This is a genomic window from Paeniglutamicibacter terrestris (assembly GCF_012271785.1).
GTDB classification, from domain to species: Bacteria; Actinomycetota; Actinomycetes; order Actinomycetales; family Micrococcaceae; genus Paeniglutamicibacter; species Paeniglutamicibacter terrestris.
Genome location: NZ_JAAWVT010000014.1, coordinates 1 through 12,381, shown reverse-complemented (window position 1 = coordinate 12,381; position 12,381 = coordinate 1). Strand labels below are relative to the sequence as shown.

At 56.9% G+C, this 12,381-nt stretch carries 9 protein-coding genes; 7 read left to right on the top strand and 2 right to left on the bottom strand.

Annotation, left to right across the window (positions count from 1 at the left end; translation table 11 throughout):
- Nucleotides 1-73: 73 nt before the first annotated feature.
- The 6 genes from HED64_RS18485 (at nucleotide 74) to HED64_RS18460 (ending at nucleotide 6,248) form a co-directional block, all read left to right on the top strand.
- On the top strand, nucleotides 74-637 hold the full coding sequence (locus HED64_RS18485) for a YceD family protein (protein ID WP_132357990.1): 564 nt from the start codon (nucleotides 74-76) through the stop codon (nucleotides 635-637).
- 2 nt (nucleotides 638-639) lie between these two features.
- Nucleotides 640-843 (top strand): 50S ribosomal protein L32, encoded by a 204-nt coding sequence (gene rpmF, locus HED64_RS18480; RefSeq protein ID WP_132357988.1) that lies wholly within the window; start codon nucleotides 640-642, stop codon nucleotides 841-843.
- 9 nt (nucleotides 844-852) lie between these two features.
- The gene (gene rnc / locus HED64_RS18475; RefSeq protein ID WP_132357986.1) at nucleotides 853-1,554 is read left to right on the top strand and encodes a ribonuclease III; all 702 of its coding nucleotides are present in this window, start codon (nucleotides 853-855) and stop codon (nucleotides 1,552-1,554) included.
- A gap of 3 nt (nucleotides 1,555-1,557) precedes the next feature.
- The gene (gene mutM / locus HED64_RS18470) at nucleotides 1,558-2,478 is read left to right on the top strand and encodes a bifunctional DNA-formamidopyrimidine glycosylase/DNA-(apurinic or apyrimidinic site) lyase (RefSeq protein WP_168153430.1); all 921 of its coding nucleotides are present in this window, start codon (nucleotides 1,558-1,560) and stop codon (nucleotides 2,476-2,478) included.
- A 163-nt stretch (nucleotides 2,479-2,641) separates the two neighbouring features.
- The gene (locus HED64_RS18465) at nucleotides 2,642-4,522 is read left to right on the top strand and encodes a glycosyltransferase (protein WP_168153429.1); all 1,881 of its coding nucleotides are present in this window, start codon (nucleotides 2,642-2,644) and stop codon (nucleotides 4,520-4,522) included.
- A 226-nt stretch (nucleotides 4,523-4,748) separates the two neighbouring features.
- Nucleotides 4,749-6,248: a glycosyltransferase family 2 protein gene (locus tag HED64_RS18460; protein ID WP_168153428.1), complete on the top strand. Its 1,500-nt coding sequence runs from the start codon at nucleotides 4,749-4,751 to the stop codon at nucleotides 6,246-6,248.
- Between the two features lie 173 nt (nucleotides 6,249-6,421).
- On the opposite strand, the gene HED64_RS18455 is transcribed toward HED64_RS18460, so the two are convergent.
- Entirely contained in the window at nucleotides 6,422-7,240 is an 819-nt protein-coding gene (locus HED64_RS18455; protein WP_168153427.1) for a serine hydrolase domain-containing protein, read from the bottom strand.
- A gap of 135 nt (nucleotides 7,241-7,375) precedes the next feature.
- On the opposite strand from HED64_RS18455, the gene smc reads away from it, so the two are divergent.
- A complete protein-coding gene (smc, locus tag HED64_RS18450) occupies nucleotides 7,376-10,960 on the top strand; it encodes a chromosome segregation protein SMC (RefSeq protein WP_168153426.1) in 3,585 nt (1,194 codons plus the stop codon).
- A 75-nt stretch (nucleotides 10,961-11,035) separates the two neighbouring features.
- Here smc and HED64_RS18445 read toward each other — a convergent pair whose 3' ends face one another.
- A complete protein-coding gene (locus tag HED64_RS18445) occupies nucleotides 11,036-12,343 on the bottom strand; it encodes an MFS transporter (protein ID WP_168153425.1) in 1,308 nt (435 codons plus the stop codon).
- Nucleotides 12,344-12,381 lie beyond the last annotated feature (38 nt).

The following is a 12,381-nucleotide window of genomic DNA, read 5'->3' as shown; positions in this document are numbered from 1 at the left end:
TTCTACAGGAGTCATCATCAGCGAAAAGCGTTCAGATCAATCGTCGTCACACGGGATTGATCGCAGCTCGCCCTTGGTCTTCTTGACCAAGGATCTTGGGCGAAGCCCAGGAAATATGACGAAACTTGATGAAGTGGTCGCCGCGCCGGGTGAAATTGGTGTGGCACTCATTGGAGTTCGTGAAGGATCAGAGATTGATCTGGATCTGAGATTCGAAGCCGTGCACGAGGGTATTCTAGTTTCCGGAACCGCTACTGTCGAAATCGACGGTGAATGCGGCCGGTGCTTGGAAGCCATCGCGTATGACTTCGATGCCGACATTCAAGAACTTTATTATTACGAGGGCTTACACGAGTTCACCGAAGAAGAAGATCTTGACCAGTACCAGGTTGTTGATGATCGTATAGATCTCGAACCGGTACTCCGGAATGCAGTGGTGACCGCACTGCCGTTCCAACCGGTATGCCGGGAAGACTGTGCAGGGCTTTGCTCCGAATGTGGAAAAAGCCTGAATGAGGATCCTGAGCATCACCATGAGGTCTTGGATCCTCGTTGGGCAGCTCTTGCCGGGCTGACCGACATCGTCGCAGAGGATGCGACACAGAGTACACATTCAGTCGAGAGAGAAGAGAAGTAGCCGTGGCTGTCCCGAAGAGGAAGATGTCCCGCTCAAACACTCGCGCCCGTCGCGCCCAGTGGAAGGCAACCGCGCCTACCCTGGTGAAGACCATGGAGAACGGACAGGTTACCTACAGCCTGCCGCACCAGGCGAAGGTTGTTACCGATTCTGCAGGCACCGAGCTGTTCCTTGAATACAAGGGTCGCAAGGTCGCAGACGCTTAAGTCTGTCTCATGCCTTCAACAGAAGAGCTTTTGAAGCGTCTCGGGGTCACTATTGACCCCGAGACGCTTCGTCTTGCACTCACACACCGTTCCTACGCCTATGAGCATGGTGGGATCCCCACCAACGAACGTCTGGAGTTCCTAGGCGACTCGGTGCTCGGTTATGCCGTCACCGACCACCTGTACAAGAATTACCCAGACCTTCCCGAAGGCGATCTGGCCAAACGACGCTCAGCCGTGGTCAGTACCCGTGCCCTAGCCGGCATCGCGCGTTCCCTCGGAGTGGGCGAGTTCATTTTGCTGGGTCAAGGAGAAATCCTGACCAACGGCAAGGACAAGTCCTCCATCTTGGCCGACACCATGGAATCGCTCATCGGAGCCACCTTCCTGAACAACGGCGTCGAAGTTGCCCGGGACATGGTCATGCGACTGATCCTCCCGCTGCTCCACGACGTTGATGTCTTGGGCGCCGGAACCGACTGGAAGACGGCCATTCAAGAAGTCGCAGCAGCCCAGAAAATGGGCAGCATCGAATACCGCGTCATGGGTTCCGGCCCGGACCATGCACGTAGCTACGTTGCAATCCTTCATATTGGCGGCAACCCCTATGGCCAGGGCACCGGACCTTCTAAGAAGGAAGCCGAACAGGAAGCCGCGGCCGAAACCTGGAAAATGGTTCGCCCGCAGGACGACTCCGCAAAGGCGAACTAACTCATGCCCGAACTACCTGAAGTTGAGGTGGTTCGCCGAGGCCTGGACGACTGGGTCGTCGGCCGAACCGTTGAATCGGTGCAGGTCGTCGATCCTCGTTCGGTCAGGCGCCATCTTGAAGGCCCCACCGATTTCTCGGCAACGCTCACATCGACTCGTATCACCTCAGCCGTCCGCCGCGGAAAATTCCTCTGGATGATTCTTGATGGTTTGGAGACTCCCAGCGCCTTGGTGGCGCACTTGGGGATGAGCGGTCAGCTCCTTGTTGAAGAATCCAGCGCAACCGATGAGAAGCATCTCAAGGTGCGGCTGCAGCTATCTCCCGAGGCAGAAAAGCCGGCCGAATTACGATTCATTGATCAACGAATCTTCGGAGGGATGTTCCTGTCACCCCTAGTTTCCACCGTTGACCACCTTCCCGGTGGCGTCGGATCGGAGATTCCGGTGATTCCGAAGGCTGCTGCGCATATTGCCCGCGACGTTCTTGACCCTGCCTCCACACCGGAAACACTCTTTGTGGCCCTTCGCAAGCGCACCACACAACTCAAGCGCGCCATCCTAGATCAACAGGTCATTTCGGGTGTGGGCAATATTTACGCGGATGAGGCACTCTGGGCAGCGAAACTTCATGGCCTGCGATCAACAGCCACCATCCGGCGCCCGGATGTCGTGCGGCTGCACACCGCGCTCGTAGATGTCATGGATAGGGCGCTAGCCGCAGGCGGAACGAGCTTCGATGCACTCTACGTAAATGTCAACGGCGCTTCTGGCTACTTTGACCGATCCTTAAACGCCTATGGCCGCGAAGGTAAGGCGTGCCAGCGCTGCGCCGAGGCGGAATTGACCTCGCTGATTCGTCGAGACCCCTTCATGGGGCGATCCTCCTTCAGCTGTCCCAGGTGCCAACGCAAACCTCGCCCCTAGCGGATTCAAACGTGCGGATCGGAAAATTCAGCGGGTACTTCGCAATCGGGTGAACGACGTGTTGGGTGATATGGAAGACCGTCCGCATCGTATGGACGACTCTGGGCACTCGTAACGCCGGTAAATGATTAGCTGACCAGTTGAGTTGGGTAGGATTGTCGGTATGACTCGGACGGCGCACTTTCTTGTAAATACTCTCGCCCTCAAACGCGGTGGGCTCGTTAAAGCCGTTCGCGAGCGTGCCAATGCACTCGCTGCCGACGGGTCGATGAGCAACGTCAAGATCGCGGTTCTCGCTGGACAGCCGCGGTTACAACTGGATGTTGACGAGCTCAAGAGGGATGGTCACCTGCACCAAGATGTGACTGCTTACAGCATTCTGTACTCCCTTGACAGTTCTTCGGTTGATAAGCGTTCCCCCTTCGAAATCGAAAAAGGGTCAGGGATCACTGTATTTCCGACGGGGACATCTGGTCGCGAATTTCGTCACTTCCGAGACGGCATTTACGAAAAATACGTACGTTTGGATCCGGTGGGCCGAATCGAAGTTGTCGAGTACTTTAACGAGGCCAGATTCCGCTACCAACGAGATGAGATGGATGAAACCGGTTCTGTCGCGAGGACTCTGACGTATCAGCCGGGCAGTGCATCTCCGACCGTTCAGCGCTTTTTCGGCAAGGATACGGCGTGCTTCCTGACTATCTGGCAGACGCCCGGTAACCCAAATTGGGGAGTCTCGTTCGTTCATGGTGAGAATCCTCGTTCTTTTGCCACCATGGGAGCCCTCTATAAATTTGCCTTTGAGCGCGTCCTCAAAGATGAAGCGGCTCCGGCCATCGTTTCAGAATTTAGGGAGAATCTTCCTAACTTGCCACGGGAGAACGTTGACGACATCGTCAGTTCACTCCGTCATCCAAATCTCCTCAAGGTCATGACGGCCCACAGCAATCACCTGCAACCGCCGTATGTGTCCGGTTCGGCAACGAGCGTCAATTGGACGCGGGCGGGAAAGAACCTCGACGCGTGGGACCGCCTCGTTGTGCTGACGTCTGCGCAGAAGAGCGACTTGTCATCGCAGTTTGGCCACGGCGACATTATGAAGGTTATTGGTCAGGTGGCCCCGGAGGCGTCCGCCGAATCTGCCATCGTTGATCCTTACCGCATCGTCCTGGTGGCGCGAATCCACGCGAAGAAGCGCCTTGATGAGGCAATGCGAGTATTCGCACACGTTGCGGCCGCGGAACCTCGTGCTCGCATGGAGGTGTTCGGGTTCGGCTATAAGGATGCCGAAGAAGATAGTCTGGCTGATCTCATTAACGAGTTGGGCATCAAGGACAGCGTGAAGTTCATGCCGTTCACAAACAATCCCGCAGAGATCTATGGTTCTGCCCTAGTCACGCTCTTGACCTCGGCATCTGAAGGTTTCCCTCTGATCCTTCTGGAAAGCATGGGGCACGGGGTACCGGTAGCGGCATATGATGCAAACTATGGCCCTAGGGACGTTATCAATAATGGTCAGAATGGATTCCTGTTGCCGTTCGGAGCCAACGAAGCGATGGCAGAGAAAATTCTTGAACTGATGAAGAATCCTGCTCAGCGCGATGCCATGAAGTCTGTGTGTCGCGAAACCCTAGAAAAATTCAGCAAAAGTCATTTCGTTGAGAACTGGGTAGAAGTATTTAGCGCTGAACCACGTCCAAACCGAGTGGTGGGAAATACCATCGGGCCAGTCGTCTCGGAAGTCAAAGAGGTTGCACCAGGCGAACTGGAATTCTTGTCGAATGGCCCACTGAGTGCGGAGCTTGGCTTGATCCTTGTGAATCGTGAGGGGGTCGACGTTGCTTCGGCGGAGCCCATCAATGCGGGCGCATGGATCTTGTCAGTGGAGGAGAGCCGTCCGGGGAGAATCTTGGATGTTTTCGCGACCACGAATGACGGATCACTGAGGAAGCGAGTCGAATTCGGCCGTATGGAAGCTAAAGCCGTCGGTGGCTGGCGAATTTACGAAACCCTGCACGGTTGCCTTTCGCTCAAGCGAATGTAGGCGGGTTGTAAGCCTGAGCTGGAGAGGCAAAAACGCCTCGACTGCTTGAACCACCGTTTTTGAGGCTCATCTTCGACGTGACGAATCGCAAAGTACTAGCTGTGTTCGGTTTTCGAGCGCAAATGATAATATCGAATAGAGGAAATATTCGTATTTGTGAGTTTCAGTCTCCGTATGAGGAGTTAAAGGAGATTCTTAACCTCTTCGAACGCTAATGGAGGTCACTATGGGTTTGCTGTCCAAATGGGGAACTGGTAGGTCGAAATCTAGCGAAGGCACACCCAAGATTCTAGATTCCCAAGAACGCAATTCGGCTTCGCCTGTCGGCCCTGACGTGCGCGAACGGGTTTCCCCTATTCCGCTGGGATCGGTACAGCGATCGGTATCTGTAATAATCCCCGTTTATAATGCGATGCCATATTTGACCGAGTTACTTAACTCTTTGGAAGCGCAAGATCTTAGCTCAGATGACTTTGATGTTATTGCGGTGGATGACGGTTCTGATGATTTTAGTGGTCAGATTCTCGATGTGTATTCCGCAAGAAATGCAAATTTCCGCGTCATTCACCAGGAAAATAGCGGCTGGCCCGGCAAGCCTAGAAACGTAGGCATTGCTGCCAGTGAATCCGAGTTCGTCTTCTTTTGTGACGCAGACGATCGGTTAGGTCCTGAAGCGCTTCGTCGTATGGTCGATTATGCTCGGAAAACCGAATCGGACGTGGTTGTTCCTAAAATGGTTGGACTCGGTGGACGACGAGTACAAGCATCGCTTTTTACCAAGACCATAGAAGACGTCCCACTTCGCTTAGTCTTAAGGTCATTGTCGCCTCAGAAGTTAGTTCGCCGCTCGTTGTTGCTCGAAAACAACATTCGTTTTCATGAAGAGCGGGTCCGGCTAGAAGACGGAATTGTGATGTCGGCCTGCTACCTCAGGTCCAGAAAGACCTCGATTCTTGCTGACTATGATTACTATTTCATTCGGACTCGTACCGTGGGTTCTAACATCAGTAGTGCCCCCATTGAACCCGCTGGTTATGTACGTTCTCTGACAGAGATTGCGAAAAACCTGTTGCAGGATGTTCCCGACAGAGAGCTGGCCCAGCTTCTAGTCCTTGACTTGTTCAGGCGAAAGGGCCTCCGCTTCTATGAACCAGGCAGATTCTTGGCTTTCGAGCGCGACGTGCAGTTGCAGTGGATCGATTCCCATTCCGAGTTCCTTGAACGTTTTCTTCCCGAGGAGTCGCTGGCAAGTCTTGCTCCGGCGGAATCCGAACTTACTGAGCTGATCCGGCAGCGAGCGTTCGAAGCCATCGTCGACGTTCAACGCACTGCATACGCTGTCGATGCTCCGATGCGAGCCGAATCTGCAGTTCTTGACGGAGCTGGCATCCAACTACAACTTTCGAGCATCGCCCCCTTGAACAGCGCTACCCTTGTTCTGAAAAACCGGGCATCCACCAAACAAGTCGACATCAACATTGCAATAACGAAGGCTACGACAAAATCTAACGCAAATCTGCATACCGCAACGATTGGCAGAGGCGATATGTTGGTTTTTGGAAAAGAGATCGTGGACCTTTGGACCGTAGTTCGTGACAGTTCAGGGAAGGTAGGAACGCTTGCCCGGGTGGTCTGTCCGATCGGAACGAAGCTCCCGCCTCTCACGAATAACGTTCGCGTCTATTCGACGGCTCACGGCAGCCTGAGCATCGACCTGCGAAAATAGCGGAGGTCCACAGAGAACCACGTACGGTGCCCAGCACCGTACGTGGCCTTCGGCCAAGGGAACTCGCGGTTGGTGGTTGTATCGGTGAGTAGAGACGTCAATAAGTAAATTCCCGATTTAGCGAAATGAATTGTGGCTCTCAGTTGGCACAAGGCGATGTGTCGTTGAGGCCTTTAGCGGTTTTGCAGTTCATTGATAACTTGGTCGTTAAATGGTGTCCACGCCTCAACGGCCCACGGCCCAAACGGCTGATCGGTCAACGTCACGCACGCAGCCTCCAACGCCGGATCAACCCACAGGAAGGTCCCAGCCTGCCCGAAGTGGCCATAAGTTTGTGGCGAGTTCTGCAGCCCAGTCCAATGCGGTGATTTTTCCGACCTAATCTCAAACCCCAAACCCCAGGTGTTATTTTTCTGGCGGCCGTAGCCGGGAAGGATTCCCGCCAGGTCGGGAAAGACGACGTGTGTGGCTTGGGAATGAGTTTGCGTGTCCAACAAGGTCGGATTCTGCAGTTCGTTCGCAAAGGACAGAAGATCTTGCAGTGTAGACGTTGCTCCCGCGGCGGCACTGCCGTCTAGAGACGTGGAATCCATCCCCAACGGCTGAAGAACTGCTTCGGACAGGTAGTCACCAAATCGCATCTCGGTGGCCGCTTCCAAACTTTCGGCAAGCACTTCGAATCCCGCATTGGAGTACAAGCGTCGCTGGCCAGGGGCAAAGCGCACCGTCCGCTCCGCAAAGTCATAGCCCGAGGTGTGGGCCAGCAGGTGCTTCACGGTGGATCCCTCCGGTCCGGCCGGGGTGTCGAGTTCAAAGGCACCCTCTTCGAGGGCGACCAAGAAGGCATAGGAGCTCAGCAACTTGGTCACCGAGGCCAGCGCGTAGCGGTGATGTGGATCCCCATGAGTGCCAAGGACTGTTCCATCGGCGGAGAGAACGGCTGCTGCCGCATGTGTCGAAGGCCATGAATCGATGGTCAAAAGACTCTTCAAGGGGGTCTTCTCCTGGTGTGATTGGTGAAATAGCTGACTAGCGGGGCGGGGAGCGCCAATGAGTGATAGTGACTCGATAGTATTGAAGGCAGCCCACCAATAACTTTAGCCACCAAAAACTCAGGACGCTCCCACGTGCATTTGAAAACCCTCACCGTTCGCGGATTCAAGTCGTTTGCCTCGGCGACGACCTTTGAGTTTGAGCCCGGTGTCACGGCCGTTGTTGGCCCCAACGGCTCGGGAAAATCAAACGTCGTTGACGCGCTGGCATGGGTCATGGGGGAGCAAGGGGTTAAAACCTTGCGTGGCGGAAAAATGGAAGATGTCATCTTTGCCGGGACATCGGGTCGAGCCGCCCTAGGACGGGCACACGTTTCGTTGACCATCGACAATGCTGATGGTGCGCTCCCGATCGAATACGCCGAAGTGACGATCTCGCGCACATTGTTTCGAGCCGGGGGCTCGGAATATGCGATTAATGGCACGTCATGTCGACTTCTTGATATCCAAGAACTCCTCTCGGACTCCGGACTGGGCCGGGAAATGCACGTCATCGTGGGCCAGGGACAGCTCGACAAGATCCTGCATGCCACTCCCGAGGATCGACGGGGATTCATTGAGGAAGCTGCCGGAGTACTGAAACACCGTCGGCGCAAGGAAAAAACCGTCCGGAAACTCGACGCCATGCAGGGAAACCTGAATCGACTCGAGGACCTCACCAGCGAAATTCGTCGACAGCTCACCCCCTTGGGAAAACAAGCCAAGATCGCCCGCCGTGCCCAGAGCGTCCAATTTGACGTGCGTGATGCCAAATCCCGACTACTTGCCGATGACCTGGTGACCTTGTCGGATGCCCTGAGCAAGGATATCGCCGACGAAACCACGCAGCGCGAAAACCAAAAGATCGTCCAGGCTCACCTTGATGAAACACGCGCGGAGCTGGCCACGCTCGAAGTCGCTGCCGCGCAGGCAACGCCGGAGCTCAATCGGGCCAGAGACCTGTGGTTCGCGCTCTCCTCGGCACGTGAGCGATTCCGCTCCCTAGGAGCACTGGCGGCGGAACGATCTCGACTGCTGGGAACCGACGCTCTCGAATTCGACTCCAGCCGGGACCCGGACCGACTCGAGGCGCAGGCCGAACGACTGCACGATGAACTTGAGGAACTGGAAGAAAACCTTGAGATGCGCCGGGAGCTGCTCGAAACTGCCGTAGAGGAGAAGGGTGAAGCCGAGGAAGCTGCTCAGGCCGAACAGCGCCGCTTAACCAACCAACTACGAGTCGCCGCAGACCGGCGAGAAGGAGTGGCCCGACTCGCAGGTCAAGTGGGAGCGGCACGTAGCAAGGTGGATGCAACGGCCGGAGAACTCGGCCGGCTCCGCGAATCCCTCCAGGGCTGGGCCGCCCGGCGGGAAGGAACAGCAAATGAATTTGCGGTCTTGGAACAACAAGCAGCCACCGTGCAAGACGGCGAAGAAGACCTGGATACCGCCTACGAACATGCCGCAGATCGGCACGAGGCCTTGGTCGTCCGCATGGATCTTCAACAGAAGAGAGAACAAGAACTTGCCACCCAGCTCGGCGCCCTGAACGGACGGCTGGAAGCTTTGCGCATGGGAGCGGTGCGTAAGGACGCGTCGGAAGATATCCTGGCCGGCGACCATCGGGGCGTGTTGGGCCGACTGTCCCATCACCTCGAGGTTGAGGCCGGTTATGAAATTGCCGTAGCGGCAGCACTGGGCCCGCTGGCCGAAGCACTTGCCGTAGAGGAACTTGACCACGCCACGGCCATTCTTGGCGGACTGCGCGATAGCGACGGTGGACGTGTCCATCTCATCAGCGGCAATATTGAGGCGCTAGCCAAGGACCACCCCACGACGTCCCTCGGCAAATCTGCCCTTGAGGTGATCTCGGCGCCCGAGCCCCTGCGCGGCACACTGACACATCTTCTGGGGTCCACGATCATTGTGGCGGATTTGGGTGAGGCCAGGGAACTGATGTCCCTTGACCCGACGACTCGGGCTGTGACGCTTTCCGGTGACATCCTCACAGCCGGGACCGCAAGCGGCGGAACCACGGCTGCACCCTCGCTCATCGAACAGAATGCCGCTATTACCGAGACCGCCAACGAACTCGATTCGGTGCAACAGCAGTTGAGCGCATTGCGGCTGAGCGCCGCAGACTTGACGGCACAATTGATGACGGCAGAAGAAGCCGCGGACGCTGCACTGAGTCGCCTGCATGACTCTGATGCCAAAATCTCTGCGGTCGCTCAACGGATGGAGCACCTCGGTTCACTGCTGCGCCAGGGGTACGGAGAGCGTGAACGCCTCGATCAGCAGGTCAGCCTCGCGGAGGAAAAGCTCGAGGTGGAGCAGGAAAGGCTCGCCGAGCTCCTGGAACGACTGGATCTGGCCCAGGAAGCACCCGAAGATCACGAACCGGAAACCGACGAACGTGACGAACTGGCAGCAGCTGCTGTTGCCGCTCGGCAAAAGGAGCTCGACGCCCGATTAGCACTGCGTAGTGCCGAGGAACGCGCCAACGGAATCCGTTCCCGTGTTGAGTCGCTCAAGCGCGCCGCGGAAACAGAGCGCCGAGCGCGGGTGGAGGCTCAACGACGTGCCGAAGCCCGTCGCGCGCAGGCCCTGGCCGCCAGCGAAGTATCGGCGAAGGTAGAACGCATCATCTCCTTCACCAACATTTCCATCGATCGCGCCGATGCGGAGCGAGAGCTGCTCCAGGCCCGACGTGAAGAAATTGAGGCATCGCTTTCCCTGGTCCGTGCCCGCGTAGATAAGTTGGGCGCCGAACTTGCCGCGCTGACGAGCTCGGTCCATCGTGACGAGCTGGCCCGCGCCGAGCTACGACTACGCATTGAAACGCTGGAGAACCGTTCCATTGAAGAGTTGGGCCTGACCAGTGAGCATCTGATCGAAAACTTCGGACCTCACGTTCTCATTCCTCAGCCCCTAGCGGAAGAGGATAAATGGGCAGCCCTACATCAGACGGTTGATGAGCAAGGAAATGCTCTTCCCCAGGGCACTGCCTATGATCGTCTCGAGCAGGAAAAGCGTCTCAAGACGGCCGAACGTGATCTTTCGGCACTCGGCCGCGTGAATCCCTTGGCCTTGGAAGAGTTTGCAGCGCTGGAAGAACGCCACGTGTTCTTAACCTCGCAGCTTGAAGACCTCAAAAAGAGCCGCAAGGATCTGCTGGACATCATCAAGGATGTTGATGAGCGCGTGGAACGGGTCTTTACCGAGGCCTATCGGGACACCGAAGCGCAATTCGAGCGCGTTTTCGAGCGGCTTTTCCCCGGGGGAGAGGGCCGCCTGGTCCTGACCGATCCTGCGAACATGCTCACTACGGGTATCGAGGTTGAGGCCCGGCCCGCCGGCAAGAAGATCAAGCGACTTTCCTTGCTCTCCGGTGGGGAACGGTCGCTGACAGCCGTTGCGCTTCTGGTGGCGATCTTTAAGGCTCGCCCTTCACCGTTCTACGTGATGGATGAGGTTGAAGCCGCGCTGGATGACACCAACCTGGGTCGACTCATCACGATCTTTGAGGAACTACGCGAATCCAGTCAGTTGATCGTGATTACTCACCAGAAGCGGACCATGGAGGTGGCGGATGCCCTCTATGGAGTCACCATGCGTGGAGACGGTGTGTCCACGGTGATCAGTCAGCGCATCGAACGCGATCAGCAACTCAGCGCTTAACAGGGATACCGAGCCGCTGCTGTTTCTTTGACCCTTTCCACACGCGAACATCCGGAAAAGGGCTCCCCAGAGTTGTTAGTCCTCGGTGCCAGCGGTTGTTGATGGGGGCGTTTGTGCGCCCGGGCCGGCCGCGTTTTCGACTTTTCGTTTTTCCTTGACGGGAAGCCAGGCCAACACACCCAACAGGCCGAGGGCACCACTGACCGTGAAAGCCCAACCGAAGCCAGCCTGGTCGGCAATGAAGCCGGCAATCACCGGTCCAATGATCGAACCGAAGTCGGTGGCCATCTGGAAGGTGGCTAAGACCTTGCCGCCATTCCGCCCCTGGCCCACAACATCGGCGATGGCAGCCTGCTGGGCCGGACCCATGAGCCCGGTCCCGATGCCACCGAGGACCGATAACGCAATAAAGAGCGGGACGTTGTCGACCCAACCGATGGTGGCTGTGGCCAGCGAGGCAATCGACAGGCCCCACAGGATGGGCACACGCCGCCCAAAGGTATCGGTAATCCTTCCGGCGACGGTCAGGGCCAAACCATTGCCCACGGCGAAGATGGCCAAAGCAAGTCCCGCCAAGACAGTGCCATTGGAGCTGAAGGCTGCCACGGCAAAGAGTGGGATCAATGACATTCGCACGCCGAAGGCCATCCACCCGTTGGTGAATCCGGACACTAAGGCCGCCTTGAACGTGGAGAAACTCCAGGCCTCAGACAGGGAGATCCGTTCAACCGCGAGCACCTTGGTGGTTGAGCCGGGAGTCAGCGTCCTGCGTGTGCGCGAGAGCGAGAAATAGACGATCGCGGCCGCAACGATCAGTGCCCCGCCATAAATGAAAAAGGGGATGCGGAAGCCCATGCCAGCGGCGAATGATCCAAGCACCGGGCCGGCGACATTTCCGAGCAAAAACGAGCCCGAATACAACCCGGCGATCCGACCACGAATCTGTGGTGGTGAAATACGTGCGATCAATGCCATGGCCGAGACGGTGAACATGGTTGAACCCAGCCCGCCCAGGCCGCGGAAAATCAGCAGTTGTGTATAGCTCTGGGCAAAACCACACAGGATGGTGGAGGCGGCAACAATCAGGACGCCCGTGACATAGACGGTGGGTTCGCCCAACCGATCGGTGAGTTTTCCGCTGACCGGGGCAAAGACCAACCGGGCCAGGGCGAAGATGCTGACAATGACGCTGGCTGCGGCTACACCGACGTTAAAGCTGGTTGCGAACTGCGGCAGGATCGGTGCGATGAGTCCGAATCCGAGCGCCACCACGAACGCGGCCGCAACGAGAACACGAATCTCGCGGGGTACCGACGGCCGTTGCTCTGGCTCGGGAGTGAGAGGTTGTTCGGGGCGACCGGAAGTCGAGGCATTGATAGGCATAGTTACCTCGAGTTTAGACAATATATAAGAGGGGCCGG